Annotated in this window: 22 protein-coding genes; 5 read left to right on the top strand and 17 right to left on the bottom strand. The window is 72.1% G+C overall.

The annotated features are described in order from the left end of the window. Window positions 1–13: 13 nt before the first annotated feature. From DEI86_RS01585 to DEI86_RS01605, 5 genes are all read right to left on the bottom strand, one after another. Window positions 14–1795, bottom strand: coding sequence for a penicillin-binding protein 2 (locus DEI86_RS01585; protein ID WP_258370075.1), 1782 nt, complete (start codon window positions 1793–1795; stop codon window positions 14–16). Between the two features lie 29 nt (window positions 1796–1824). Then, window positions 1825–2493 (bottom strand): hypothetical protein, encoded by a 669-nt coding sequence (locus DEI86_RS01590; protein ID WP_111036776.1) that lies wholly within the window; start codon window positions 2491–2493, stop codon window positions 1825–1827. Between the two features lies 1 nt (window position 2494). Further along, window positions 2495–3454 carry a 16S rRNA (cytosine(1402)-N(4))-methyltransferase RsmH gene (gene rsmH / locus DEI86_RS01595; protein WP_111008628.1) on the bottom strand — a complete coding sequence of 320 codons (960 nt, stop codon included), beginning with the start codon at window positions 3452–3454 and terminating at the stop codon, window positions 2495–2497. A 103-nt stretch (window positions 3455–3557) separates the two neighbouring features. Continuing rightward, window positions 3558–3989, bottom strand: coding sequence for a division/cell wall cluster transcriptional repressor MraZ (gene mraZ / locus DEI86_RS01600; protein ID WP_111008627.1), 432 nt, complete (start codon window positions 3987–3989; stop codon window positions 3558–3560). A 354-nt stretch (window positions 3990–4343) separates the two neighbouring features. Beyond that, window positions 4344–4712, bottom strand: coding sequence for a DUF3040 domain-containing protein (locus tag DEI86_RS01605; protein WP_111012632.1), 369 nt, complete (start codon window positions 4710–4712; stop codon window positions 4344–4346). A gap of 79 nt (window positions 4713–4791) precedes the next feature. Here DEI86_RS01605 and DEI86_RS01610 point away from each other — a divergent pair, with 79 nt between their 5' ends. Further along, on the top strand, window positions 4792–5910 hold the full coding sequence (locus tag DEI86_RS01610) for a polyprenyl synthetase family protein (RefSeq protein WP_375342159.1): 1119 nt from the start codon (window positions 4792–4794) through the stop codon (window positions 5908–5910). Window positions 5911–6025: 115 nt separating this feature from the next. Here the strand turns inward: DEI86_RS01610 and DEI86_RS01615 are convergent, their stop codons facing one another. Further along, window positions 6026–6379, bottom strand: coding sequence for an Rv2175c family DNA-binding protein (locus tag DEI86_RS01615; RefSeq protein ID WP_258368399.1), 354 nt, complete (start codon window positions 6377–6379; stop codon window positions 6026–6028). A gap of 212 nt (window positions 6380–6591) precedes the next feature. Here DEI86_RS01615 and DEI86_RS01620 point away from each other — a divergent pair, with 212 nt between their 5' ends. Together DEI86_RS01620 and pknB are read left to right on the top strand one after the other, a co-directional pair. Next, complete coding sequence (locus DEI86_RS01620) at window positions 6592–7818, top strand: LysM peptidoglycan-binding domain-containing protein (protein WP_146242844.1); 1227 nt, start codon at window positions 6592–6594, stop codon at window positions 7816–7818. 139 nt (window positions 7819–7957) lie between these two features. Then, a complete protein-coding gene (gene pknB / locus DEI86_RS01625) occupies window positions 7958–9970 on the top strand; it encodes a Stk1 family PASTA domain-containing Ser/Thr kinase (RefSeq protein ID WP_258376442.1) in 2013 nt (670 codons plus the stop codon). A gap of 103 nt (window positions 9971–10073) precedes the next feature. Here the strand turns inward: pknB and DEI86_RS01630 are convergent, their stop codons facing one another. The 3 genes from DEI86_RS01630 to DEI86_RS01640 all read right to left on the bottom strand — a co-directional run bounded on the left by DEI86_RS01630 (window position 10074) and on the right by DEI86_RS01640 (window position 13264). After that, window positions 10074–11411, bottom strand: a complete 1338-nt coding sequence (locus DEI86_RS01630; protein ID WP_111008927.1) for a class II 3-deoxy-7-phosphoheptulonate synthase — start codon at window positions 11409–11411, stop codon at window positions 10074–10076. Window positions 11412–11536: 125 nt separating this feature from the next. Beyond that, entirely contained in the window at window positions 11537–12283 is a 747-nt protein-coding gene (locus tag DEI86_RS01635; protein WP_111008623.1) for a 1-acyl-sn-glycerol-3-phosphate acyltransferase, read from the bottom strand. Between the two features lie 27 nt (window positions 12284–12310). Further along, window positions 12311–13264: an ROK family glucokinase gene (locus DEI86_RS01640; RefSeq protein ID WP_111008926.1), complete on the bottom strand. Its 954-nt coding sequence runs from the start codon at window positions 13262–13264 to the stop codon at window positions 12311–12313. A gap of 118 nt (window positions 13265–13382) precedes the next feature. On the opposite strand from DEI86_RS01640, the gene DEI86_RS01645 reads away from it, so the two are divergent. After that, window positions 13383–15242 carry a long-chain fatty acid--CoA ligase gene (locus tag DEI86_RS01645; RefSeq protein WP_111048630.1) on the top strand — a complete coding sequence of 620 codons (1860 nt, stop codon included), beginning with the start codon at window positions 13383–13385 and terminating at the stop codon, window positions 15240–15242. A 61-nt stretch (window positions 15243–15303) separates the two neighbouring features. Here DEI86_RS01645 and DEI86_RS01650 read toward each other — a convergent pair whose 3' ends face one another. The 3 genes from DEI86_RS01650 to DEI86_RS01660 form a co-directional block, all read right to left on the bottom strand. Then, complete coding sequence (locus tag DEI86_RS01650) at window positions 15304–17199, bottom strand: hypothetical protein (RefSeq protein ID WP_146244844.1); 1896 nt, start codon at window positions 17197–17199, stop codon at window positions 15304–15306. 123 nt (window positions 17200–17322) lie between these two features. Then, entirely contained in the window at window positions 17323–17814 is a 492-nt protein-coding gene (locus DEI86_RS01655) for a peptide deformylase (RefSeq protein ID WP_111008620.1), read from the bottom strand. Then, complete coding sequence (locus DEI86_RS01660) at window positions 17814–21221, bottom strand: pyruvate carboxylase (protein ID WP_111048632.1); 3408 nt, start codon at window positions 21219–21221, stop codon at window positions 17814–17816. Before DEI86_RS01660 ends, DEI86_RS01655 begins: the two co-directional genes overlap by 1 nt. Before the next feature lie 121 nt (window positions 21222–21342). Between DEI86_RS01660 and DEI86_RS01665 the strand changes: the two genes are divergently transcribed. Further along, window positions 21343–22158: a ParA family protein gene (locus DEI86_RS01665; protein WP_111012636.1), complete on the top strand. Its 816-nt coding sequence runs from the start codon at window positions 21343–21345 to the stop codon at window positions 22156–22158. 124 nt (window positions 22159–22282) lie between these two features. Here DEI86_RS01665 and DEI86_RS01670 read toward each other — a convergent pair whose 3' ends face one another. The 5 genes from DEI86_RS01670 to DEI86_RS01690 all read right to left on the bottom strand — a co-directional run bounded on the left by DEI86_RS01670 (window position 22283) and on the right by DEI86_RS01690 (window position 26455). After that, entirely contained in the window at window positions 22283–22768 is a 486-nt protein-coding gene (locus DEI86_RS01670) for a MerR family transcriptional regulator (protein ID WP_258368453.1), read from the bottom strand. 292 nt (window positions 22769–23060) lie between these two features. Beyond that, a complete protein-coding gene (locus DEI86_RS01675; RefSeq protein WP_111008616.1) occupies window positions 23061–23768 on the bottom strand; it encodes a MerR family transcriptional regulator in 708 nt (235 codons plus the stop codon). Further along, complete coding sequence (locus DEI86_RS01680; protein ID WP_111008615.1) at window positions 23768–24250, bottom strand: FHA domain-containing protein; 483 nt, start codon at window positions 24248–24250, stop codon at window positions 23768–23770. The genes DEI86_RS01675 and DEI86_RS01680 overlap by 1 nt, the downstream gene beginning before the upstream one ends. 166 nt (window positions 24251–24416) lie before the next feature. Next, complete coding sequence (locus tag DEI86_RS01685) at window positions 24417–25439, bottom strand: iron chelate uptake ABC transporter family permease subunit (protein WP_258371981.1); 1023 nt, start codon at window positions 25437–25439, stop codon at window positions 24417–24419. Further along, window positions 25436–26455, bottom strand: a complete 1020-nt coding sequence (locus DEI86_RS01690; RefSeq protein ID WP_111048633.1) for an iron ABC transporter permease — start codon at window positions 26453–26455, stop codon at window positions 25436–25438. Before DEI86_RS01690 ends, DEI86_RS01685 begins: the two co-directional genes overlap by 4 nt. Window positions 26456–26621 lie beyond the last annotated feature (166 nt).

Below are 26621 nucleotides of genomic sequence, written 5' to 3' on the forward strand. Positions count from 1 at the left end.
TGCTCCTTCTTCCTCACCACGTGGACGGGTAGGTCTTCTCCGCCGTCGTGGAGGGGGTGACGCGGTACTTCTCGAGCACCTGGGACATGAGGGTGTGGAACGCCGGAGCGGCGGAGCTGGAGAACCGATGTCCCGGCCCCGGCTTCGTGAACGTCACCGTGACAACATACTGGGGGTCCTCGGCAGGTGCCATTCCGGCCACCGAGATGATGCGGTCGCTGCCGTACCCGCCACCGTTCGCCACGGCGACCTCGGCGGTCCCGGTCTTGGCGGCCACGTTGTAGCCCGAGATGGGCTGCATGCCGGCGAGCGTGCCCGCGTGGTCGGTCAGGGTGCTCTGCAGCATCTGCACGACCTGGTCGGCCGCCGAGGTGGACACCACGCGCGTCGGCGTGACGTCGGGCTTGTCGGTGACGGTGCCGTCGGCCTGCTCGCACCCCGAGACGAAGTGCAGCGGGATCCGCTCCCCGCCGTTCGCGAGCGTCTGGTAGATGCTCGCGACCTGCAGCGCGGTGGTCGAGATCCCCTGGCCGAACATCGAGTTCATGTTCGTCTGCGGGTCCCACGAGGGTGACGCGGCGTCGGGCCAGGTCGGCTGCCCCGGGAAGGCGATCCCGGACTGCGACTCGAACAGGCCGAACTTGCGCATGTAGTCGTACCGCTGCTGGGCGCTGAGCACCTGCCCCGCCTCGGTGATGCCGACGTTCGACGACTGGGCGAGGATCCCGGTCAGGGTCAGGTTCTCGGTGCCGTGGTACTCGGCGTCCGAGATCTTGCCGCCCCACGGGAAGGTCCGCGAGTACGGGACCGACTCCGGGGTGAGCGGCGTCGCCTTGCCGGTGTCGAGGAGGGCCGCCGCGATCGCCGCCTTGATCGTCGACCCCGGCTCGTAGGTCGCGGTGAGCGCCCGCGAGCCGAACGACCCCGTGTCCTTCGTCGCGTCCACGTCGTTCGGGTCGACGCTCGGCCAGTCCGCGATCGCGCGGATCTCCCCGGTTCCGACCTGGACGACCGTCGCGGTGGCCGACTGCGCTCCGAGGGCCTGCGCCTGCTGGGCGATGTCCTGCTGCGCCATGTACTGCAGGTCCTCGTCGATGGTCGTCTCGACGGTCCCGCCGTTCTTCGCCTGCTTCGTCGTGACCGTGCTGCCCGGCAACTGGACGCCGTCCTCGCCGCGCTCGTAGGTCTCGGACCCGTTCGTCGCCGCGAGGCACTTGTCGTACGCCAGCTCGAGCCCCGCCTGCGCCCCGTCCGTGCCCATGAACCCGGTGAGGTTGCCGGCGGCGGCCCCGTTCGGGTAGGTCCGCGATGCTTGCTTCTCGGGGTAGATCCAGGGGATGCCGAGCGCTTCGACCGCGCGGTAGTGCCCGACGTCCAACCCCTTGACGAGGTAGGCGAAGTCGGAGTTCGGGGCGGCCGCGATGGCGCGCTTCATGGTGGGGACGTCGCCACCGGACGCCGTCGCGAGCGCCTGGAGCGCCTGCGCGATCGAGACGTGCTTGATCCGGGTCCCGCCGAGCTTGCCCTGGAACGCGTCGACGATGCGGGGCGCCGTCGTGATGTTGTAGCGCGTGACGCTGTCCGCCAGGGGCGTGCCGTCGCGGTCGACGATCGACCCGCGGGTGCCGTACAGCGTCACCGGGATGCTCCGCTTGGCGACGGAGGCCTTGTCGAGCTCGGCCGCCTGCACGACCTGGATGTCGACGAGGCGGACGACGAACACCGCGACGAGTGCCATGATCGCCACCATCACGACGCTGTAGCGGATGCGTCGGTTCTGGAGGGTCTTCCTCACACTGCGTCCTTCCGGACCGAGGGCGACGGTCAGCGCGTCTGGGGCGCCTGGAGCTCGGCCGCGTCCGACGATACGGACGAGTCCGAGGAACCCTGGCCCGACGCGCTGGCGCCGCTGCTCTTCCCAGCATCGGAGCCCGACGCACCGGTCGCCGAGCCGGTCGTGGTGGTGTGGGTCGTCGGCTGCTCCGCGCTCGTGGCCGTGTCCCCGTGCTTCGCGACGACCGCGGTGCCGTCGAGCAACGCGTTCGGCACCTGGTTCGTCGTGGTGGCCGCGGTCGAGTCGGTCGCCGCTGCCGGCGTCGGCGTGCCGTACACCACGCCCGTCTTCGGGTCGAGGTACACGGGCGACGAGTTCGCGATCATCCCGAGCGCCTGGGCGTTCCGAGCGAGGTTCTGCGGCGAACGGAGGACGGACAGCTGCTCGTCGAGCTGCTGCTGCGACCGGCTCAGGTCCGTCTGCGTCGACTGCAACGCGTCGAGCTGGTAGGCGCCCTTGCTCAGGACCATGCTGATGCCGAGCTGCGCGAGCAGGAGCGCCGCGAGTGCGGCGACCGCCACGAAGGCGGCGACGATCCGCGGTCGTGCCCGACGCTGCGCGCGGGTCGCCGTGACCTCGACGAGTTCTGGGCGGGCACGGCGGTGGTCGGGGCGGGGCTCGGCCGCGATGCCGGCCGCGAGGGCGAGGTTCGTGGTCATGTCACTTCCGGATTCGCTCGGCCGCGCGGAGTCGCACGGGGGTGGCTCGGGGGTTGGCGGCGCGTTCGGCCTCGTCGGCCAGCTCGGCGCCCTTGACGACGGCGGTGAAGGTCGGGCGGTGCTCGGGCAGCTCGACCGGGAGGCCCGCGGGTGCGCTCGACCGCGTCCGCTCGGCGAGCGCGCGCTTGACGATGCGGTCCTCGAGCGACTGGTAGGCCTCGACGACGATCCGGCCGCCGACGCGCAGGGCGTCGAGCGCGGCCGGGATCGCGCGCTCGAGCACCGCGAGCTCCTGGTTGACCTCGATCCGGAGGGCCTGGAACACCCGTTTCGCGGGGTGGCCCTGCCGCTGCACCGCGACCGGGGTGGCGGCGGTGAGCACCTCGACCAGGTCCGCCGACCGCTCGAACGGGCGCTCGGTCCGGCGCGCGACGATGGCCCGGGCGTACCGCGCCGCCAGTTTCTCCTCGCCGTACACCGTGAAGATCCGGCGGAGCGCGCGCTCGTCGTACTCGGCCAGGACGTCGGCGGCGGTGGGGCCGGCGGTGCGGTCCATGCGCATGTCGAGCGGCGCGTCCTTGCTGTAGGCGAAGCCGCGCTCCGCCCGGTCGAGCTGCAGGGACGAGACGCCGAGGTCGAACAGCACGCCGTCGACGGCGTCGATCCCGACGGACGCGACGGCTGCGGGCAGCTCGTCGTACACGGTGTGCACGAGGTGGACACGGTCACCGAAGGGCGCGAGGCGCTCCCCCGCGATCCCGAGGGCGTCCGTGTCGCGGTCGAGGCCGACGAGGGTGAGCTCCGGGAAGCGCGCGAGCAGTGCGGCCGAGTGACCGCCCATGCCGAGCGTGGCGTCCACGAGGACCTTGCCGGACCCCTCGAGCGTCGGCGTGAAGAGCTCGACGATGCGCTCGAGGAGGACCGGTGTGTGCGGGAAGGTCCCGCCGTCGGATGCTGTCATGTCGCCCCCGCTTCCTGGACCGTGGATCCGGATCCCCATCCATCCCGACCTGACACCGGGGAAGGTGTGTCAGGGCGCATGGCTGGGAGTCCGGGTCCGCGGGTCAGAAGACGCCCGGGATCACCTCCTCGTCGTTCTCGGCGAAGTCGGCCTCGCTCGCGGCGTAGTAGGCCTCCCACGCGGGGGTGGACCAGATCTCGGCTCGGTCACCCGCGCCGATCACGGTCAGGTCGCGCTCGAGGCCCGCGTACTCGCGGAGGTTCTGGGGGATGGTCACGCGGTTCTGCTTGTCGGGCTGTTCCGCGCTCGCCCCGGAGAGGAACAGGCGCATGTAGTCGCGAGTGCGCTTGTTCGTCATCGGTGCCTGCCGGATGCGGTCGTGCAGCGCGGCGAACTCCTGCTGGCTGAAGACCACGACGCACCGTTCTTGTCCGCGCGTCATGACGATGCCGTCGGACAGCTCGTCACGGAACTTGGCGGGGAGGATGACGCGCCCTTTCTCGTCGAGCTTCGGAGCGTACGTACCGAGCAGCACGGCCGACCCCCTCTGCTCCAACGACCACCTCGTTCCTCCACTTTACTCCACCACCCACCACCGAGCAACGGAACGGCGCCCCTGGGAGGCCCCCGAGCCCCCGTTCTGGGGGCGAGAAGGCGGCGTCGCGGCGGGCTGGAGCACTGCGGAACGCCCGCGCACATGCGGATCCGGCGCCGTTCCTCCCGGGCGGAGTGGGGGTGGAGGGAAGTGGGGGGATCGTGTGGAGCGGAGTGGAGGGGGTGGAGGGCCGCGGTGTGTCGTCGGACCATCGACGGCTGTCGCCCGGGAACGCGACAGCGGGGCCGACCCGAAGGTCGACCCCGCTGTGGTGGTGCAGGTGGACGGGAGCGGCTACTGCTCCTGGTTGCGCTTGTCCCAGCGCTCGTTCATGCGGTCCATGAACGAGCCGCCGGCGCCGCCCTTGGCGGTCGGACGACCGGCCGGCCGGCCGGCACGCGAGCCGACACCGGGACGCAGTGCGAAGAGGACGCCCGCGAGCATGAGCACGAAGCCGACCACGCCGATCACGGGCTGCCGGAGCGCGAGGCCCAGCACGACGACGCCGACCCCGACGAGTGCCCCGAGGACACCGAGCGTGATCGAGGTGTAGGTCGGCCGCCCCTGCCGCTTGGTGACGCGGGCCACGAAGTCGGAGTCGTTCTGGTAGAGGCTGCGCTCCATCTCCTCGAGGAGTCGCTGCTCTTGCTCCGAGAGTGGCATCTCAAGTCCCTCATCCCTGGGATCGACGCTGGTTCAGTGGGCCGATTCTATGCCTCAGCCACCCACTAAGGTAAGGAGGGTGGCTGAGAGTACGCGGTTAGTGGATCTCGTCTCGGATCGCATCGGACGCGCGCTCACGGAGCAGCGCACGCGGCTCGCGGCGATCAGTCCCGACCTCGCGCCGTTCAGCGACTTCTCGCGCGATCTGCTCGCCGGCGGCAAGCGGTTCCGTGCCCTCTTCTGCTACTGGGGCTGGCAGTCCGTCGCCGGCCGGTCGGGCTCGTTCGACCCGCTCGCCGCGGGATCCCGTCAGACCACCGCGGAGGCCGTCGTCACCGCGGCCGCGGCCCTCGAGGTGTTCCACGCGGCGGCCCTCGTGCACGACGACATCATGGACCGCTCGGACACGCGGCGCGGCCGCCCCGCAGCCCACCGTCGCTTCGAGCGCCTGCACGCAGAGCACGGATGGATCGGCGACAGCGCCGCGTACGGCACGAACAGCGCGCTGCTCATGGGCGACCTCCTGCTCTCGCTGTCCGACAGCGTGTTCGACGAAGCCCTGGCCCTGCTCGAGCCCGGCCGTGCGCGCCTGGTCCGTCAGGAGTTCCACGCGATGCGACTCGACGTCACCGCGGGGCAGTACCTCGACATCCACGAGGAGACCGCGTGGCCGACCGTCGACGAGGCCGACCTGCTCGTCCGCGCCCAGCGGGTCATCGTGTTCAAGTCGGCGAAGTACTCGGTCGAGGCGCCGCTCGCCATCGGCGGACTCATCGCCGGCGCGGACGACCGCCAGCTCGAGGGGTTGCGGGCCTTCGGCCTCCCCCTGGGCGTCGCGTACCAGCTGCGCGACGACCTGCTCGGCGTGTTCGGCGACCCCGAGGTCACGGGCAAGCCCGCCGGTGACGACCTGCGCGAGGGCAAGCGGACGGTGCTCATCGCGACCGCACGGAAGGCCCTGCCCACGGGCGCCCGGCAGCTCGTCGACGAGTTGCTCGGCGATCCCGAGCTCGACGAGGACCAGATCACGATGCTCCGGGCGACCCTCACCGAGTCCGGCGCCGTCGCCGCCGTCGAGCGGTCGATCGAGCGGCACGTCGCCCGGGCGAAGGCCGCGCTCGCGGCGGCGCCGCTCACGCCGTCGGCGCGGGAGCAGCTCGTCGCCCTGGCGGACACGGTCGCCCAGCGCGTCGCCTGAGGACCACCCCGACTCGGCGACTGGTCGCGGCTCGACGACCCGCTGCGCCTCGGCGACCCGCTGCGCCGCGACGACCCGCCGCGCCTCGCCGCGCCTCGCCGACCATCGCGGCCGGTCAGAGCAGGGACTGCGCGACCCGGCGCACCTCGGCCTTGCGTCCGGCCCGGAGCGCTGCGATGGGCGGGACACCGATCGACTCCTCGGTCGTGAGCATCCAGCGCACGGCCTCGTCGTCGCTGAAGCCGTTGTCGCCGAGCACGATGAGCGTGCCGCGGAGCTCCGGCAACGGCTCCGCACCGTCGAGGAACTCGACCGGGACACGGAGCACACCGTCGACCCGCGCGGGGAGCAGGGTGCGCTGCTCGAACAGCCGGTGGACCCGGCCCGGGCTCACACCGAGCAGCTCCACGAGGTCGGGCACGGTCAGCCAGCGCTCGGACAGGGCGTCGTCCGTCAGTGCGTCAGTCACGCTGCCATGGTGCCAGAATCCCCCGCGGTCCTCGAACGGGGGCGAGGGGCACGTGAGTCACACCAGTCACATCCGTCTCGTTGATTGACTCGCGTGACGATCCGTGCCACGGTGGTGCGGACCTTGCCGCGGCGCGACGGAGCACCCGCGGCGCGGCACCCGGCCGAAGCAGCACGGCACCCCCGCCGCGGCCCCCGAGGAGAGTGATCACCGTGGACACCGACGACGCCGCCGCACGGCGCCCGCGCGCAGCCCGATTCGCGACGATGCCGATCGTCCTCGCCGGCACGATCGCCGTCGCCGCCGGCCTGACCGGACCGGTGGCCGCCGGACACCTGGACCAGCGCCATCGCCCCGAGGAGAAGCACGAGGGTGACCACACGCGCCGCGCCGCGCCCGACCGCGTCGAGACCGACCACCCGGTGTTCGGCACCGCGGTCGCCACCTCGACCCCGACGGTCACGACCGTCGCCGCCATCACCGAGGCGCCGGCCTCGTACACCGTGGTCCAGGGCGACACGGTCAGTGCGATCGCGGCCCGGTACGGGCTCTCGCCGCGCGACGTCCTCAGCGCGAACGGCCTGAGCTGGAACGCGATCATCCACCCGGGGCAGACCCTGACGCTGCGGTCGGGGTCGACCGCGACCGGCCGGACCGGCGGGACCTCGACCTACCACGTGGTGTCGGGCGACACGGCGACCGGCATCGCGGCGCGGCTCGGTGTCTCCACGAACGCGCTGCTCGCCGCCAACCAGTTGTCGGCCACGAGTGTCATCTACCCGGGGCAGACGCTCCGGGTGCCGTCGGCGACCACCACCTCGACGGTCGCGGTGACGACGAACGCCGGGACCAGCACCGCGGCACCGGCGGTCAGCAGCGCGACGACCGTGCACATCCACGCCGGTGACACCCTGGCCACGATCGCGTCGGCGCACGCCGTCTCGGTCGCCGACCTGCTCGCCGCGAACGGCCTGACCTACACGAGCACGATCTACGCCGGGAGCACCCTCGTCGTGCCGGCGTCGAGCGGTGTCGGCCTGACGAACGAGATGCGGGCCAACGCCGAGACCATCGTCCGCGTCGGCCGCGCCCTGGGGGTTCCCGAGCGGGGCCTCGTCGTCGCGCTCGCGGCCGCGATGCAGGAGTCCGGGCTCCGCGACCTCGACCACGGGGACCGCGATTCGATCGGACTGTTCCAGCAGCGGCCGAGCCAGGGCTGGGGATCCGCGTCCGAGCTCATGGACCCGACGTACGCGGCGAGGCTGTTCTTCGGCGGTCCGCACAACCCGAACGCCGGCACGACGGCCGGTCTCCTCGACGTCCCCGGCTGGCAGTCGATGTCGGTCACGGACGCGGCCCAGGCCGTGCAGAACTCGGCGTACCCGAAGGCGTACGGCCAGTGGGAGAAGCCCGCGACCGCGTGGCTCGCCACCCTCTGACACCGGATCCGGCCGCCAGGTCGGAGGCGGGACCGGTCGTCCGTGAGCACCGCCTCCTCCTCCAGATCGAGATTGCATCACGGTCGGTGCGTCAGCGGCGGTGGTCCGACGCCCGATTCGTAGAATGCCGACCGTGACCATGAACGCCGCGACGGATCCGATGATCGGTCGGATGATCGACCAGCGGTACCGCGTCCGGTCGCGCATCGCCCGCGGTGGCATGGCCACCGTGTACCTCGCCACGGACGTCCGTCTGGAGCGCCGCGTCGCGATCAAGATCATGCACGGTCACCTGGCGGACGACGCCGCGTTCCGCGGACGCTTCATCCAGGAGGCCCGGTCCGCCGCCCGTCTGTCCCACCCGAACGTCGTGGGCGTGTTCGACCAGGGGCAGGAGACCGACTGCACCTACATCGTCATGGAGTACATCCCGGGCATCACGCTCCGTGACCTCCTGCAGGAGCACCGGGCGCTCACGAGCGACCAGGCGCTCGACATCCTCCGCGCCGTCCTCGCCGGGCTCGCGTCCGCGCACCGGGCGGGCATCGTGCACCGTGACCTCAAGCCCGAGAACGTCCTCCTCGCGGACGACGGCCGGATCAAGCTCGGCGACTTCGGCCTCGCGCGCGCCGCGACGGCGAACACCGCCACCGGTGCGGCCCTGCTCGGGACCATCGCGTACCTCTCCCCCGAACTCGTCACGCGCGGAGTGGCGGACACCCGGAGCGACATCTACGCCGTCGGCATCATGCTGTACGAGATGCTCACGGGCGAGCAGCCGTACAAGGGCGACCAGCCGATGCAGATCGCGTACCAGCACGCGAACGACACGGTCCCGGCCCCGAGCGCGAGCAACCCGGCGGTGCCGCCCGAACTCGACGACGTCGTCCGCTGGGCCACCGCGCGCGACCCCGATGAACGGCCGCGCGACGCCCGCGCGATGCTCGACGGCCTCGCGGGCATCGACGAGCGGATGAGCGACCCTCGCGCGACGTCCGTGCTCCACCCCGCCGGCACCACCACCGTCCTGCCGCTCGACGCCGCGCCCGCGGACACCACGATGCTCGGTCCGCGTGGTCCGCTCGCTCCGCCCCGGAGCCCGATCGGTCCGCAGCGCTCGACGACGTCGGCGCCCCGGTTCCCACCGACGGCGAGCGAGTCGCTCGAGACCGCTCTCGCTCCCGCCGCGGGACGCCTCGCGCACACGACCGCCCGGCGCCGTCGCCGCGGGTGGGTCCTCCTCGCCGTCGTGGTCGTGGTGGCACTCGTCGTCGGGGTCGTCGCGTGGTGGTTCGGACCCGGGCCCGGCGGCAACGTGCGCGTGCCGGAGGTCGCCGGCAAGAGCGTCTCCCAGGCACGCCGCCTGATCGAGGAGCGGGGACTGCACGCCGCGTCGAGCACCGGTGCGCGCCCCGACGCGGTCGTCCACGCGGGCGCCGTCTCGGCGACCGCGCCGGACGCCCGGCGCATCGTGACGCGCGGGACGACGATCCGGATCCTCGTCTCGTCCGGGCCCCGTCCCATCGTGCTGCCCGCGATCGTCGGACAGCCGGTCGCGACCGTGCGGAGCGAACTCGCCCCGCACTTCACACTCGAGCAGCTGCGCTACCGGTTCGACGGATCCGCTGCCGCGGGCACCGTCCTCGCCGCGACCGGCACGACCGAGGCCGGCGACGACGTCGACCTGACCACCGTCCACCAGTACGGCGAGCGGATGCCCGTCCGCCTCACGGTGTCGCTCGGCGCCGTGCCGGACGTCGTCGGCAAGTCGAGCGACGCGGCCACCGCCGCGCTCGAGGCGGTCGGGCTCGACGCCGGCCAGGCGCCCGGCCAGTACAGCGACGACGTCCCCACCGGCGACGTCATCAAGGCGATCCTCCCGGCCGACCCCGTGGTCAAGGGTTCCACGGTGCAGCTCGTGGTGTCGAAGGGCCCCGTCCCGATCACGCTCCCCGACGTCCGGAAGAAGCCGATCGACCAGGCCGCGTCGACCCTCCAGGCCCTCGGCCTGCGCGTGTCCTACCCGGACTGCACGAACGTGCTGTGCTCGTTCTACGACTGGAAGTCGTCGCTGCCGGTGTCCGCGACCGACCCGGCCCCCGGCTCCACCGTGCACAAGGGCGACACGATCACGCTCGACTACGAGCAGTGACCGGTGCGCGCCGTCCGGCCTCGGCTGACGCGACCGGGGGCCGGACGGACGGGAGGCACGACACCGGTCCGGTGCCGTGCCTCCCGTCCGTCCCGGGGGACCGTCAGGACCGCGGTGCCGCGCTCAGCTCCTCGGCCACGAGGAACGCGAGCTCGAGCGACTGCATGTGGTTGAGGCGCGGGTCACAGAGCGACTCGTACCGGGTGGCGAGGGTCTCCTCGTCGATGTGCTCGGACCCACCGAGGCACTCGGTGACGTCGTCGCCCGTGAGTTCGACGTGGATGCCGCCCGGGTAGGTCCCGACCGCGCGGTGGGCCTCGAAGAAACCGCGGACCTCGTCCACGACGTCGTCGAAACGCCGCGTCTTGTAGCCGGTCGGCGTCGTGAGGCCGTTGCCGTGCATCGGGTCGGAGACCCAGAGCGGGTTGGCGTCCATGCCCTTGATCGCCTCGAGCAGGGGCGGGAGCTTCTCGCGGACGAGGCCCGCACCCATGCGCGTGATGAACGTCAGGCGGCCCGGCTCGCGCTCGGGGTCGAGCTTGTCGATGAGCGCCTCCATGTCGGAGGCCGAGGTCGACGGCCCGAGCTTCACGCCGATCGGGTTCCGAACCCGCGACAGGAAGTCGACGTGCGCGCCGTCGATGTCGCGCGTGCGCTCCCCGATCCACACGAAGTGGCCGGAGGTGTCGTACGGCAGACCGGACCGGGAGTCGATACGCGTCATCGGGCGCTCGTAGTCCATGAGGAGGCCCTCGTGGGACGCGTAGAACTCGACGTGCTTGAGTTCGTCGAAGTCCGCGCCCGCGGCCTCCATGAACCGGATGGCGCGGTCGATCTCGCGGGCCAGGTGCTCGTACCGCGCGTTCGCCGGGTTCTCGGCGAAGCCCTTGTTCCAGCTGTGCACCTGTCGGAGGTCGGCGAACCCGCCCTGCGTGAAGGCGCGGATGAGGTTCAGGGTCGACGCCGCGGTGTGGTACCCCCGCACGAGACGCTGGGGATCCGCCTGCCGGGACTCCGGCGTGAAGTCGTAGCCGTTGATGATGTCGCCGCGGTAGGCGGGCAGGGTGACGTCACCGCGGGTCTCGAAGTCGCTCGACCGCGGCTTGGCGAACTGCCCCGCCATGCGTCCCATCTTGATGACGGGCGTGGAGGCGCCGTACGTCAGGACGACGGCCATCTGCAGGATCGTCTTCACCCGGTTGCGGATGGCGTCGGCGGTCGCACCGGCGAACGTCTCGGCGCAGTCACCGCCCTGGAGGAGGAAGGCCTGACCCCGAGCCGCCGCCGCGAGCCGGTCGCGCAGCACGTCGACCTCGCCGGCGAACACGAGCGGCGGGAAGGTCGCGATCTCGGCCGATGCGGCCTCAGCCGCGACGGGGTCCGGCCACGCCGGCTGCTGCTTGATCGGGAGCGTCCGCCAATAGTCGAGCCCCTCGATCACGTCCGGATCCTGCAGGGCGACGATGTCGGTCGACTCGAACACTTCGATTCCCTCGTGGTTGTGTGGCTCGATGCCACGTCGGGCAGGGCTGTCCACACCGGTCGGGGCGTGCGGACTGACTGAGCCTAACGTGGAAGCGTGGCGCCCTGTTCCCCAGCGGTGGAACCGACGCGCTGCCCCGTGGACCGGAGGGCCGCTGCGCCGCGCTCCTTGACGCTCGACGCGTACACGTCGGCGTACTCCTGGTGGCTCAGGCGTCGGAGCTCGTGCATGATCTCGTCGGTCACGCTGCGGAGGATGAAGCGGTCCGACTCCAGGCCCGTGAAGCGGGAGAAGTCGAGGGGCTCGCCGAAGACGACCCCGACGCGCTTGATCTTCGGCACGTGCTGACCGATCGCCATGACCTCGCGCGTGCCGACCATGGCGACCGGGACGACCGGGACGCGCCCCTCGAGCACCATGCGGGCGACGCCCGTGCGGCCGCGGTAGAGGCGCCCGTCCGGGCTGCGCGTGCCCTCCGGGTAGATGCCGAGCTGCTCCCCGCGCGCCAGCACGCCGAGGCCCGTCCGCAGGGAGGCCTCACTCGCCTTGCCGCCCGATCGGTCGATGGGCAGCTGGCCGAGCGCGCCGAAGGCGGTCTTCGTGGCCCAGCCCTTGATCCCACGACCGGTGAAGTAGTCGCTCTTGGCGAGGAACGAGATCCGGCGGTCGAGCACGACCGGCAGGATCACGGAGTCGATGAACGACACGTGGTTGCTGGCGAAGATGACGGGACCCGTCGCCGGAACGTGCTCACGCCCGACGACCCACGGGCGGAACACCGCCGTGAGCAGTGGTCCGATGAGCAGGTTCTTGAGCACCCAGTAGAGCATCGTCGCGTCCTCGGTCCGGTCGAGCGGTCAGGCGGTCCGCGCGTGGATCCGCGCCAGGTCCGCGGCACCGACGACACCCGCGTCGTTCACGAGCTCCGCGATGACGAAGTCCGGCTCCGGATGGTAACCCCGCGCGGGCAGGTTGTTCAGGTACGCCTGGCGGATCGGTTCGAGCAGGCGGTCCCCCGCGCTCGCGACCCCACCCCCGAACACGAACAGCTGCGGGTCGAGCACGGCCGACAACGACGCGCACGCCTCGCCGAGGTGTCGTCCGAGTCGACGGAGCGCCGCGAGGGCCCCCGGGTCGTCGGCGAGGATGAGGTCGCCGACGATCTGCCCGTCCAGCGTGCCGCCGTTGGCGTCGCGGGCCTCGGCGAGGGCGACACCGATCCCACCGGCGTCCGCGACGTCGTTCGCCATCCGCTGCAGCGCCCGACCCGAGCCGTACTGCTCGATGCACCCGCGCGCGCCACAGCCGCACGGGAGCCCGTTCGGGACGATGCGGAGGTGGCCGATCTCGCCGCCGGTGCCGAAGCCGCCGCGGAACAAGCGGTCCTCGGTGACGATCGCCCCACCGACACCGGTGCCGATCGTGAGCATCGTCATGTCGCTGACGAGGCGGCCGGCACCGAAGCGGAACTCCGCCCAGCCCGCGGCGTTGGCGTCGTTGTCGACGGTGATGTGCACGTCGCCGAGGCGTTCCTGCAGCCGCTGCCGCAGCGGCTCGTTCCGCCACCGGATGTTCGGCGTGTAGTAGACGATCGACTGCGAGGCGTCGATGAACCCGGGAGCCGCGACACCGACGGCCTCGATCGCGTGCTCCGCGCGGAGGCGTTCGACCATCGAGACGACGTCGTCGAGCATGGCGGTGGGGTCCGCGGCGTTGGTGGGGACCCGGTCCTCCGCGACGATCTCGCCGAGTTCGGAGACGACCGCGCCCGCGATCTTCGTGCCCCCGATGTCGATTCCGATGGCATGCACGAACATCGACCCTACCCGGTGTGGACACTGGACTCGCGCGGGGGCGTGGGTCCTATGCTGAGCGCGTCCGGCTCGACGACGAGGCGGATCAGCATCGACGGTCGACGAGGGAGTTGCCGTGCACGATCACCGAACCTCACCCGAGGGGACCGACCAGACCCACGCGGACGCCGGGCACGGCTCCGCCGCCCGGATCCTCGTCGAACGGGCCGCGGCGACGCCCGATCGCGGACTCCTCGCCCAGCGGCACGGGGAACGGTGGGTGCCGATGAGCGCTGCGAGCGTCCTCGCCCGCGTCCGCGCCGTCGCCAAGGGCCTCGTCGCCGCGGGACTCGAGCCGGGCACCCACGTCGCCGTGCTGTCCCGCACGCGGTCGGAGTGGACCATCGTCGACTTCGCGATCTGGCACGCGGGTCTCGTGTCGGTGCCCGTCTACGAGACGAGCTCGCCCGACCAGGTCCGGTACATCCTCCAGGACTCCGAGTCCGTCGCGATCGTCGTCGAGAGCGAGGAGCACGCACGCCGTGTGGCGGGCGTCGCCCCGGACCTCCCACGTCTCGCGCAGCACTGGACCATCGACGGCGGCGGGCTCGACGACCTGGCGCGACTCGGCGAACCGGTGACCGACGCCGAGCTGGACGCCCGCCTCGACGCGGTGTCCGCGCACGACGACGCGACCATCATCTACACCTCCGGCACGACGGGTCGGCCGAAGGGCTGCGTCCTCCGTCACGACAACTTCACGACGCTCGTCGAGGGTGCGGCGGAGGCGATGGCGGACGTCGTCGAGGAGGGCGCCTCGACACTGCTGTTCATCCCCATGGCGCACGTGTTCGCGCGGTTCATCGCCGTCATGTCGATCGGGACCGGTGTGCTCGTCGGTCACGAGCCGGACACCAAGGACCTCATGCACGCGGTCGCCACGTTCCGGCCGACGTTCCTGCTCGCTGTCCCGCGCGTGTTCGAGAAGATCTACAACGCGGCCGAGCAGAAGGCGGCCGTCGGCGGACGCGGCCGGGTGTTCCGGCTGGCGGCCGACACCGCGGTCGAGCACTCCGAGGCGCTCGCCACCGGGACGGTCCCGCTCGGCCTCCGCCTGCGGTTCCGGCTGTTCGACCGGCTCGTCTACGCGAAGCTCCGCGAAGCGCTCGGCGGTCGGGTGCGGTACGCGATCAGTGGGTCGGCACCGCTGTCGCCCCGCCTGGCCCACTTCTTCCGGTCCGTCGGGGTGCTCGTGCTCGAGGGCTACGGCCTGACCGAGACGACCGCACCGGCGACCGTCAACCGGGCGGCGGAGATCCGCATCGGGTCCGTCGGCCGCGCCCTCCCCGGCGTCGAGGTGCGGATCGCCGACGACGGCGAGATCCTCGTCCGTGGCGTCGACGTGTTCGACCGGTACTGGAACCGCCCCGACGCCACCGAGCAGGCGTTCGTCGACGGCTGGTTCCGCACCGGTGACCTCGGGACGCTCGACGAGCACGGCGTCCTGACCGTCACCGGGCGAGCGAAGGAGCTCATCGTCACCGCTAGCGGCAAGAACGTCGCACCCGCCCCGCTCGAGGACGCCGTGCGCGAGCACCCGCTCGTCGCGCAGGTCGTCGTCGTGGGCGAGGGCAAGCCGTTCGTCGCGGCGCTCGTCACCCTGGACCGCGAGATGCTGCCCGGCTGGTGCGCGGCGAACGGGATCGTCCCCGCGCTCACCCCCCGGAGCGCCGCCCACGACGCACGTGTCCACACGGCCGTGCAGCACGCGATCGACGCCGCGAACCAGCGCGTGTCCCGCGCCGAGTCGATCCGCTCGTTCACGATCCTGGACGCCGAGTTCACGGAGGCCTCCGGGCACCTCACGCCGAAGCTCACCGTCAAGCGGGACCGGGTGCTCTTCGACCACGCCGCCGACGTCGAGCACATCTACTCGGGCTCCGCGGTGCAGACCACCGCGGTGCCGGTCGTGGAGCACCGGCACCGCGGGTACTGACCCGACCCGACGACGAACGCCCCGCCGGAGCACCGGCGGGGCGTTCGTGTGTGGTCGCGGTTCAGCCGACCGTCACGGACTTGCATCCGAGCGTCGGGTTCGACCCACCGCCCTGGTTGATCGCGTACGCGCACACCTTGTGGGTGCCCTTCGCCAGCGAGACCGTCGTGCTCCACCCGGTGTTCGCCGGGGCTCCCGCCACCGCACGCGCCACGTCGGACCGGGCGATGGAGGTCGTCACGCTTCCCAGGTACTTCGACCCGGAGGTCTGGTCGTACAGCCGGACCTCCGTGCTCGAGGTCTGGTCCGGGTCCCATGCCCACCCGCGTGCCGTGGCCCCGCCGCTCGTCGCCGTGAGGGTGTCGAAGCTGCCCTTCGGGGTGGCCGAGACGGTCGAGCCCGACGCGGCGGCCTTGGACATGATGACCGGCGCGGACGAGAACGCCAGTGCGTTCCCGCTGTTCGGGTGGTGGAGCACGACCTCGACGTGGTAGGTCCCCGCGGCCATCGAGCCGAGCGAGAAGGTCGTGGCGTTCGTACCCTGCTGCACCGGGACGCCGGACGCGATCGTCGTGTAACCGGAACCGTTCGCGCTCGTGCCGACCTTGACGTCGGCCGTCGTGCCGGCGACCCACGCCGCGTCGTGGAACTTGACCGTCGTGCTGCCGGTCGCGGCCGGCGTGTTCCGCAGGTGGATCGACTTGAGGTGCCAGACCGCGGCACCCTTGTCCTCGTTCGGGTCGAACCGGAACCCGGTGATCACCTGGCCGGCCCACCCGACCTTCGGGTTGAGGGCGGTCTCGTCGAGGGGGTTCACCGCGGTCATGTCGATCGCGACCTCACGGGCGTTCGCCCCGGAGAACGTCAGGATGTCGTTGCCGATCTGCGGCGTCGACGTGCTCGCGCCGTACCAGATGACGCGCGCCATCTTGCCGCCGCCCGCAGCGCTCGCCAGTGAGAACCCGCCGTCGTAGGTCAGGTCGAAGGTGAGGTAGTGGTACTGGTTCGCGCTGAACTTCTGGACGGGCAGGTGGACCTGCGGGTCGCCCTGGTTCGGCCCCTGGTTCTGCGCCGTCAGACCGTCGCTGCCGTAGTGGATGAGCCGCGCGTTCTGCAGCGTGACGCCCGACGCGTTCGCCGACGAGGTGAACTCCCACGGCTTGCCCCGCTGGACCGTGGCGAGGTCCTTGCCGTCCGCCGGGCTGGGGCTGTCCACCACCGGCTCGGGCATCGGCTCGACCCGGTAGGTGCCGTGGTCGCCGGCCGGCATCGCGGCCTGCGCCGTCGTGCCGCCGTGCAGGCGCACCCAGTTCAGGGTCGCCGACACCGTGGGGTGCGCCGCGTTCGTGACGATGGGCTGGACGCGGAGTGCGACCACCTTCGCGCTCGTCCACGGGATCTTGCTGCCCTGGTTCGACGTCCCGTTGAGCGGGATGTCGTACACGTGGTCGCCCGCCGTGACGTTGAAGGTGGTCCCGCCGAGGCAGCTGCTCGTCTTCTCGCGGCAGGTGTACCAGTAGACGATGCCCTTGCCCGAACCGGCCGACGACGTGTTCATCTCGAACGACAGGCGCTGGTAGCGCGACGTGTTGATCGGCGCCGCGGCACCGTCCCGCCCGTAGGCCAAGCTGCCGCTCACCGTGTCGACGAGCGAGATGAAGCCCCCGGTGCCGTAGTTCATCGACAGCTGCCCGTTGGCCACCTTGTAGGTGCCGGGCCCGCTGAGGTCGGTGTTGTAGTCGGCCGCGTCGCTGAAGTCCCACGGGTCCTGGAAGGTCTCGGACGCGTAGTCCGGGGACTCCCCCACCACCGGCTCGGTCGCGGCGTGTGCCGGTGCCGCAGCACTGACCGTCACCACCGCGAGCGGCGCGGCGACGACCGTGAGGACCACCCCGAGGGCGGTCAGTCGTCCGCGGCGCGAGCGCGCACGGACGAGACGTGTTCCTGATGATGACATCGCTGTCCCCTGATCCTGTCGGCGGACGCCCTCTCTGCGTCCGGGTCCACGGTGACCAGGGAACCTGATCCGCGTCCACCCCGTGAACGGGGGTGCCCGCGTCGGGAGCGATGTGCGCCCCGGTCAGAACCAATCCTGCCCGCGGATGTCGCGGAGCGCACGTCGTCGTGTCTCCGGATCGAGCGTCATGACGTAGACGGTGCCGTCGAGGTGGTCCGTCTCGTGCTGCAGCGCCTCCGCCATGAGCCCCTCACCCTCGAGCACGACCTCGGCGCCGTCGACGTCGAGGCCCCGCACCCGCGCGTACGGGAACCGTCGGGTCGGGTACGCCAGGCCGGGCACCGAGAGGCATCCCTCGTCCATGAGCTCGGGCTCGCCACGGGTCTCGACGAGCTCCGGGTTGAGCACGTAGCCGACGAAACCGTCGACGTTGACGCTGAAGGCGCGCAGTCCGACGCCGATCTGCGGCGCGGCCACGCCGGCACGGCCCGGCACCCGCACCGTGTCGAGGAGGTCCTGCACGAGGTCCGCGACGCCGTCCGCGCCGATCCGGACCGGGTCGGCCGGTGACCGCAGCACGGGGTCGCCGAACAACCGGATGGGTCGGACCGTCATCAGGCGACCACCACCAGGAGGTCCCCGGCGTCGACCTGTTGGGTCACCGGGACGGCCAGCCGTGTCACCGTTCCCGCACGGGGCGTCGTGATCGCCGCCTCCATCTTCATCGCCTCGATGCTCGCCACGGCCTGCCCCGCCTCGACGCGGTCGCCGGGCTGCACCTTGAGCGTCACGACACCGGAGAACGGTGCCGCGACCTGACCCGGGTCGTCGCGATCGGCCTTCTCGGCGGCCTTCGACTCCACCGCGACCGACCGGTCACGGACGTACACGGGGCGGAGCTGCCCGTTCAGGGTGGTCATGACCGTGCGCATGCCGCGCTCGTCGGCGTCGCCGATGGCCTCGAGGCCGACGTGGAGCGTGACGCCCCGGGCGATCGACACGACGTGCTCCCGCCCCTGCTTGAGCCCGTACAGGTAGTCGGCGGTCCCCACGCCCGAGAGGTCGCCGTACTGGTCCCGGACACGGTGGAACTCGTCGGTCGGACCCGGGAACAGGAGCCGGTTCAGGGCCGCCTGCCGCGCCCGGCCCGGCTCGGCGAGCACCGCGGCGTCCTCGTCCGAGATCGGCGTCGTCGTGAGGTGGACCTCGCGCCCGGCGAGCACCTTGCTGCGGAACGGCTCCGGCCAGCCGCCGGGCAGGTCCCCGAGCTCGCCCGCCATGAACCCCACGACCGAGTCCGGCACGTCGTACCGCTCGGGGTGCTGCTCGAAGTCGGCGGGGTCGGCGCCGACCGCCGCGAGCTGGAGTGCGAGGTCGCCCACCACCTTGGAGGACGGGGTCACCTTGGTCGGGCGTCCCAGGATCCGGTTGGCCGCGGCGTACTGGTCCTCGACCTCCTCGAACCGGTCGCCGAGGCCGAGCGCGATCGCCTGCTGCCGGAGGTTCGACAGCTGCCCGCCCGGGATCTCGTGCACGTACACCCGACCGGTGGGACCCGGGAGGCCCGACTCGAACGGCCGGTAGACGCGGCGGACGGCCTCCCAGTAGGGCTCGAGGTCGCTCACCGCCCGCAGTGCGAGCCCGGTGTCGCGCTCCGTGTGCGCCAGCGCCGCCACGAGCGCCGACATGCTCGGCTGGCTCGTGGTGCCCGCCATGGGCGCGGCCGCGACGTCGACGGCGTCCGCTCCGGCGCGGCTCGCCGCCAGGAGGGTCGCCAGCTGCCCGCCGGCGGTGTCGTGCGTGTGCACGTGGACCGGCTGGTCGAACCGCTCCCGCAGGGCCGTCACGAGGCGGTCGGCAGCACCGGCACGGAGGAGGCCCGCCATGTCCTTGATCCCGATCACGTGCGCACCCGCCGCCACCATCTGCTCCGCGAGGCGCAGGTAGTAGTCGAGCGTGTAGAGGTCCTCCGCCGGGTCGAGCAGGTCGGCCGTGTAGCAGAGCGCGGCCTCGGCGACGGCCGTGCCGGTCGCGAGCACGGCCTCCAGGGCGGGTCGCATCTGCGCGACGTCGTTGAGGGCGTCGAACACGCGGAAGACGTCGACGCCCGTCGCCGCGGCCTCGGCGACGAAACCCTCGGTGACCTCGGTCGGGTACGGCGTGTAGCCGACCGTGTTGCGGCCGCGGAGGAGCATCTGGATCGGGATGTTCGGCATCGCCGCACGGAGGGCCGCGAGCCGTTCCCACGGGTCCTCGCCGAGGAACCGCAGGGCGACGTCGTACGTCGCGCCGCCCCAGGCCTCGATGCTGAGCAGTTCCGGGGTGAGCCGCGCGACGTACGGCGCGACCGCGACGAGGTCCGTGCTGCGGACGCGGGTCGCGAGCAGGGACTGGTGGGCGTCGCGCATGGTCGTCTCGGTGACGGCCAGGGCCGTCTGCGCGCGCAGGGCTTCCGCCCAGCGCGCCGGACCGAGGGCGAGGAGGCGCTGCCGCTGCCCGGCGGGCGGCTCCTGTCCCAGGTCCACACGCGGGAGCTTCACCGCCGGGTCGAGGGCACCCGTGCCCGGCCCGTTCGGCTGGTTGACGGTGACGTCCGCGAGCCACGCCAGCACCTTGGTGCCACGGTCCCGCGAGACGTGGCCGCCGAGCAGCTGCGGGCGCTCCTCGATGAACGACGTGCTGACGTCACCGCGGGCGAAGTCCGGGTCCTCCAGGACGGCCTGGAGGAACGGGATGTTCGTGCTCACGCCGCGGATGCGGAACTCGGCGAGCGCACGACGGGCCCGGGCGACCGCGGCGGGGAACGACCGCCCGCGGCACGTCATCTTGGCGAGCATCGAGTCGAAGTGCGGGCTGATCTGCGCGCCGGTCGACACCGTGCCGCCGTCGAGGCGGACCCCCGCGCCACCCGGGCTCCGGTAGGTCGTGATCCGGCCGGTGTCCGGGCGGAACCCCTGCGACGGGTCCTCGGTCGTGATGCGGCACTGCAGGGCAGCCCCGTGCACCGCCACGTCCTCCTGCGACAGTCCCAGGTCCGCCAGCGTCTCGCCCGCCGCGATCCGCATCTGCGCCTGGACGAGGTCGACGTCGGTGACCTCCTCGGTCACGGTGTGCTCGACCTGGATGCGGGGGTTCATCTCGATGAAGACGTGCCGCCCGGCGCGCTCGCCGACCGTGTCGAGCAGGAACTCGACCGTGCCCGCGTTCACGTAGCCGATCGACCGGGCGAAGGCGACGGCGTCCCGGTGCAGCGCTGCCGCCACCGCGGGGTCGAGGTCCGGCGCCGGCGCGATCTCGATGACCTTCTGGTTCCGGCGCTGCACCGAGCAGTCGCGCTCGAACAGGTGGATGGTCCCGGCCTCGTCGCCGGTGGCGTCCGCGAGGATCTGGACCTCGATGTGCCGGGGCCGGAGCACGGCCTGCTCGAGGAACATCGTCGGGTCGCCGAACGCACTGTCGGCCTCGCGCATGGCCTCCTCGAGGGCGGGACGGAGGTCCTCGGGACGGGCGACACGGCGCATCCCCCGGCCACCGCCACCGGCGACGGCCTTGGCGAACACCGGGAATCCGATGGCCTCGGCGCCGCGCACGAGCTCGTCGACGTCGCGGGAGGCCGGCGTGCTGGCGAGGACGGGCACCCCCGCCGCGACGGCGTGTTCCTTGGCCGTGACCTTGTTGCCGGCCATCTCGAGCACGCGCTCGCCCGGGCCGATGAACGTGATGCCGGCCGCTGCCGCAGCGGCCGCCAGCTCCGGGTTCTCGGACAGGAAGCCGTACCCGGGGTAGATCGCGTCCGCGCCGCACTCGCGGGCGACGCGGACGATCTCGGCGACGTCGAGGTAGGCCCGGACCGGGTGACCGGGCTCGCCGATCTGGTACGCCTCGTCCGCCTTGAGCCGGTGCTCGGAGTTCCGGTCCTCGTAGGGGTAGACGGCGACCGTCCGGGCACCGAGCTCGTACGCGGCGCGGAACGCCCGGATGGCGATCTCGCCTCGGTTCGCGACCAGGATCTTGCGGAACACGGGCTGCCCTTTCGGCATGCACCCGGGCGTCGTCGTGGTGCCCGGGCGGACGGCGCGATCGGCCGTCGAGCACGGCGGATCTTGAGGTGGTTCAACCCTAGTGGGGCTATCGTGTCTCGACGTGCATGTACTCAGCGTCAGCTCCCTCAAAGGAGGCGTCGGCAAGACGACCGTGACCCTCGGCCTGACGTCCGCCGCGTTCGCCAAGGGACTCCGCACGCTCGTGGTCGACCTCGACCCCCAGTCGGACGTCTCCACGGGGCTCGACATCTCGCTCGTCGGCCACCTCAACGTCGCCGACGTGCTCGAGAACCCGAAGGAGAAGATCGTCCGTCAGGCGATCGCCCCGTCCGGGTGGACCAAGGGACGCCAGGGCAAGATCGACGTCATGGTCGGCTCCCCCTCGGCCATCAACTTCGACGGTCCGCACCCCTCGATCCGGGACATCTGGAAGCTCGAGGAGGCCCTCGCCAACGTCGAGGCCGACTACGACCTCGTGCTCATCGACTGCGCTCCCTCGCTCAACGCCCTGACCCGCACGGCGTGGGCCGCCTCGGACCGCGTGTCCGTCGTCACCGAGCCGGGGCTGTTCTCCGTCGCGGCGGCCGACCGCGCACTGCGCGCCATCGAGGAGATCCGCCGCGGACTCTCCCCGCGCCTCCAGCCGCTCGGCATCATCGTCAACCGTGCCCGCGTGCAGTCGCTCGAGCACCAGTTCCGCATCAAGGAGCTCCGCGACATGTTCGGCCCGCTCGTGCTGTCGCCCCAGCTGCCCGAACGGACGTCACTGCAGCAGGCCCAGGGTGCCGCGAAGCCGCTGCACGTGTGGCCGGGCGAGTCCGCCCAGGAGATGGCACGGAACTTCGACCTGCTGCTCGAGCGGATCATGCGGACGGGCAAGATCGGCGAGTACGCCGAGGGGGTCGCGCAGGCCTGAGCCGGCCGAGGCGCGGCGTCCCCGTGTCGCCTGCCGTGTGCGCTGCGCCGTGTGACGCGTCGGACGCGCGGGTCACGAGACCCGGGAGACCGCGCGGGGCAGGAGACCCGGGAGGCCGCGCGGGTCAGGAGGCCCGGGAGGCCCGGCGCGCCGCGAGTTCGTCGCTCGGGTCGGCCGCCGGCGTCGAGTCGAGTTCCACGAGACTCGTCTCGACCTCGCGCAGGACCTTGCCGACCGCGATGCCGAAGACACCCTGCCCTCGGGAGACCAGGTCGATGACCTCGTCGTTCGAGGTGCAGAGGTACACGGACGCCCCATCGGACATCAGGGTCGTCTGTGCCAGGTCGTTCACCCCCGACTCGCGGAGCTGGTTCACCGCGGTGCGGATCTGCTGCAACGAGATGCCGGTGTCGAGCAGGCGCTTGACGAGTTTGAGCACGAGGATGTCGCGGAAGCCGTAGAGCCGCTGCGAACCGGACCCCGCCGCGCCACGGATGGTCGGCTCGACGAGGCCGGTCCGCGCCCAGTAGTCGAGCTGGCGGTAGCTGATGCCCGCGGCCCGGGCGGCGACGGTGCCGCGGTAGCCGTTGGACTCGTCGCGCTCGGGCATGCCGTCGGTGAACAGCAGGCCGAGGTCGTAGCGGGTCAGCTCGCCGTCGGGCGTGTCCACGGCTGCGTCGGACGGTGCGTCCCCGGGGGTCCGGGGCGTTTCGTTCCCACTCATCAGACTGCCTTCCACGACGTTCCGGCCCGCAACCGAACATTCAACGATCGGTTGAGAGTTGTGCCGAGGTCCACGCTAGCGAGTCGGACCCGGTCGTCGCGGGACATCCGCACCGGGGAGTTCGGCGTGTCGAGGATAAGCCCGACCGACACCGGCTGTCCACGTTCGGGCCCCGTGCTCACGAGGCGTCGAACCGCCCGATCGCAGCCCGGATGAGGCTCGACCGGACGACCTCGAGTTGCCCTGCGATCTCGCGGGCGAGCTCCGCCGCCTTGGCGCGTGAGGTGGCGTCGGACCGGCGCCGGACGGGCATGAGCGCCGACTCGATGAGACCGAGTTCGCGCTCCGCCGACGCCCGGAACGTGCGGAGATGCCGTGGCTCGATGCCGGTGCGCTGCAGCTCCACGAGCGCCTTGACGACGGTGACGGCGTCCTCGCCGTAGTGCTCGACGGCCGGCAGCAGCGACGCGGACACGGCGTCCGACACGAGCATCGGGGTCGCGCCGGCCGCGCGGACGAGCTCGTCGCGCGTGTACCGCCGCTCGGTGCCGAGGATCGAGGGCCGCGGGCCGTCGGCACCACCCGGCAGGACCGGGTCGCGCCCGGCGTCGAGGTCGGCCAGGTACTCCTTGATGACCTTGAGCGGCAGGTAGTGGTCTCGCTGCAGGCCCAGGACGATCCGGAGCCGCTGGACGTCGGCGGGCGAGAACTTGCGGTATCCGCTCTCGGTCCGGATCGGCGTCACGAGCTCGCGTTCCTCGAGGAACCGGAGTTTGGAGTTCGACAGGTCCGGGAACTCGGGCTTCAACCGCGCGAGCACCTGCCCGATCGTGAGCAGGTCGGGACCCGCGGCCGTCGACCGGGCGGCAGCGCTCCGCGCCGGCACTACGCGGTCGCCAGGCGCGCGATGTCGACGCGGGACGCGTAGAAGGTGAGGCGGAACTTGCCGACCTGCACCTCGGCGCCGTCGGCGAGCAGGGCCTCGTCGATGCGGACGCCGTCGAAGTAGGTGCCGTTGAGCGATCCGAGGTCCTTGACGCTGAAGCTCGTACCGTGCCGGAGGAACTCGGCGTGCTTGCGCGACACCGTGACGTCGTCGAGGAAGATGTCGGCGTCGGGGTGTCGGCCGGCCGTCGTGACGTCGGAGTCGAGCAGGAACCGAGCCCCGGCGTTCGGCCCGCGGCGGACGACGAGCAGCGCCGACCCGGACGGCAGCGCGCCGATCGCGTCGATCTCCTCGGTCGAGACACCGTTCTCCGGTGTGAGCGCCGCCCCCATGTCCATGCTGAAGGTCAGGGTGGTGTCGACGCGCCGCTCGGGCGCATCGGATCGTGCGGCGCCGTCGCGCGGACCCGTTGGACCTGCCATCGTGGACCTCCTTCTGGCGGACCAGCGTATCGGAAACGCGCGGCACCGCGAACGCCCTTTCACTCCTGTGGAGCGACCGCACGGTCCACACACGTCCTGCACACGGCGGGACCGCCGGGAGGTCCCGCTCGGTCGGCGTGGAGCAGCCTGGAACGGGCGGGCGCGGTCAGCGCCCGCGCGCGATCAGCCAGAGCAGGTACGGCGCGCCGACGATGCCCGTGACGACGCCGACGGGCACCGCCACCCCGGGGATCGCGAACTGCGCCACGAGGTCGCTCGCCTGCACGATGACGGCCCCCACCGCCGCGGCGGGAGCGAGGGCGACGCGACCACGACCGACGAGACGACGGGCGATCGGCGCGGCCATGAGCGCGACGAACGACACCGGGCCCGCTGCCGCCACCGCCGAGGCGCTCAGGCCGACCGCGGTGAGGACGAGCAGCACCTTGGCCCGGTCCGGCGGCAGCCCCAACGACGCCGCGACGTCGTCCCCGAGGGTGAGCACCCCGAGCCGCGGCGACTGGAGGAGGGCGAGGACGAACAGCACGACGAACGCCACCGCGAGCACCGCGAGCACCGTGGGGTCGACCGCGTTGAGGCTGCCCGTGAGCCACACGAGCGCGACGGCGGCGTCCTGCACGTTCCCGCGCGTGAGCATCCACCCCGTGACGCTCACGGCGATCGCCGCGACGCCGACGCCGACGAGGACGAGCCGGTTGTCCCCGATCCCGCCGCGCCAGCTCAGCGCGGCGATGACGACCGTCACGAGGACGGCACCGACGACGACGACCGAGAACAGGGTGAGCCCCGAGGCGGCGAACAGCGCGATGGCCGTGATGCCCGACGCGCTCGCGCCCGAGGTGATCCCGATGACGTCGGGGCTCGCGATCGGGTTCCGCACGACGCTCTGCACGATGCCGCCGGCGGTGCCGAGGCTCGCGCCGACGAGGACCGCCGCCAGCAGCCGGGGCCCGCGGAGCTCGGTGATGACGAAGTCCGTCACGCGGTCCGCGCGTCCGACGAGCGCGGCGAGGACCGCACCCGGGGAGATCGCGATCTCGCCGAGGCCGAGCGCGGCGACGGCGAGCACCACGACGAGCACGAGGGCCCCCGCGAGCACGAGGAGCTCGCGCCGCAGTCCGGCATCGGTGCCCCGTGGTCGCCGAGGGGTCCGGGTCGACACGCTCACAGGTCCCGCACCGCCCTGCTCCGGACGAGCGCGATGAACACGGGAGCGCCGATCACCGCCGTCACGATGCCGACCTGGACCTCGCCTGGGAAGGCGACGACACGACCGATGACGTCGGCGACGAGCAGGAGGGCCGGGGCCACGATCGCGGACAACGGCAGGGTCCACCGGTTCGCCGGACCGGTGACACGGCGGACGGCGTGCGGCACCGCGAGCCCGACGAACCCGACGGGTCCGATCGCCGCCGTCGCCGCGCCCGCGAGGAGGACCGTGGCGAGCGCGCCGAGTGCCCGCGCCACGACGACCCGCTGCCCGAGGGACGCCGCGAGCTCGTCCCCGAGGGCGAGCGTGTCGAGTGACCGGCCGAGGGTCATGGCGATGGCCAGGCCGACGACGACCGGCACGGCGACGACAGCGACGACGTGCAGGTCCCCCGTCGCCAGCGAACCCACCTGCCAGAAGCGGATGCGGTCGAGTGCCGACTGGCGCGTCAGGAGGACCGCGGTCGTGACCGACCCGAGTGCGGCGGCGACCACGGCACCGGACAGAGCGAGGCCCACCGGGGTCGGCCCGCGCCTCCCGGCCGATGCGATCCCGTACACCACGACGGCCGCGACGGCGGCGCCGACGAAGGCGAACGGCAGCGTCGCCGCCGTGCCCGCGATCCCGAACACCGTCGTCCCGACGACCACCGCGAGTGCGGCGCCGGCGTTGATGCCGAGGATGCCCGGATCCGCGAGCGGGTTGCGGGTGACACCCTGCATCACCGCGCCCGCCACGCCGAGCGCGGCTCCGGCGACGAGTCCGAGCGCCGTCCGGGGCACCCGCTCGCCGACGACGATGAGCGTGATCTCGTCCGTCCGGCCGGGGTGCAGGAGCACCGTGACGACCGTCAGCGGATCGATCGGACGCGCGCCGACCATGACGCTGAGCACGCACGCCGCGGCGAGCACCACCAGGGACACGGCAGTCGTCCCGACGAGGCGCGCTCGGCGCGGACGAGCGGTCGGGGACATCGGCGCAAGCCTAGTCCGGCTCCCCTGCGGTCGAACGGCGGGCGCGGTGGCGACGGGGACGGCGCCGCAGCCGTTCCCGAGGGAGTGCGGAGCCGCTGTCCACGCCGCTCATAGGCCACTCATCGGATCGGGTCCTGTACTGGACGCATCGACGCCCCACCGGCTG

Source organism: Curtobacterium sp. MCBD17_028, assembly GCF_003234875.1.
GTDB lineage: Bacteria > Actinomycetota > Actinomycetes > Actinomycetales > Microbacteriaceae > Curtobacterium.

Excerpts from the sequence above, each read along its gene's own strand:
- DEI86_RS01670 (WP_258368453.1), bottom strand. The coding sequence starts at position 22,768 with ATGCCCGAGCGCGACGAGTCCAACGGCTACCGCGGCACCGTCGCCGCC.
- DEI86_RS01655 (WP_111008620.1), bottom strand. The coding sequence starts at position 17,814 with ATGACGGTCCGACCCATCCGGTTGTTCGGCGACCCCGTGCTGCGGTCA.
- DEI86_RS01605 (WP_111012632.1), bottom strand. The coding sequence starts at position 4,712 with ATGCCACTCTCGGAGCAAGAGCAGCGACTCCTCGAGGAGATGGAGCGC.
- DEI86_RS01635 (WP_111008623.1), bottom strand. The coding sequence starts at position 12,283 with ATGCTCTACTGGGTGCTCAAGAACCTGCTCATCGGACCACTGCTCACG.
- DEI86_RS01650 (WP_146244844.1), bottom strand. The coding sequence starts at position 17,199 with ATGTCATCATCAGGAACACGTCTCGTCCGTGCGCGCTCGCGCCGCGGA.
- DEI86_RS01590 (WP_111036776.1), bottom strand. The coding sequence starts at position 2,493 with ATGACCACGAACCTCGCCCTCGCGGCCGGCATCGCGGCCGAGCCCCGC.
- DEI86_RS01690 (WP_111048633.1), bottom strand. The coding sequence starts at position 26,455 with ATGTCCCCGACCGCTCGTCCGCGCCGAGCGCGCCTCGTCGGGACGACT.
- pknB (WP_258376442.1), top strand. The coding sequence starts at position 7,958 with ATGAACGCCGCGACGGATCCGATGATCGGTCGGATGATCGACCAGCGG.
- rsmH (WP_111008628.1), bottom strand. The coding sequence starts at position 3,454 with ATGACAGCATCCGACGGCGGGACCTTCCCGCACACACCGGTCCTCCTC.
- DEI86_RS01680 (WP_111008615.1), bottom strand. The coding sequence starts at position 24,250 with ATGGCAGGTCCAACGGGTCCGCGCGACGGCGCCGCACGATCCGATGCG.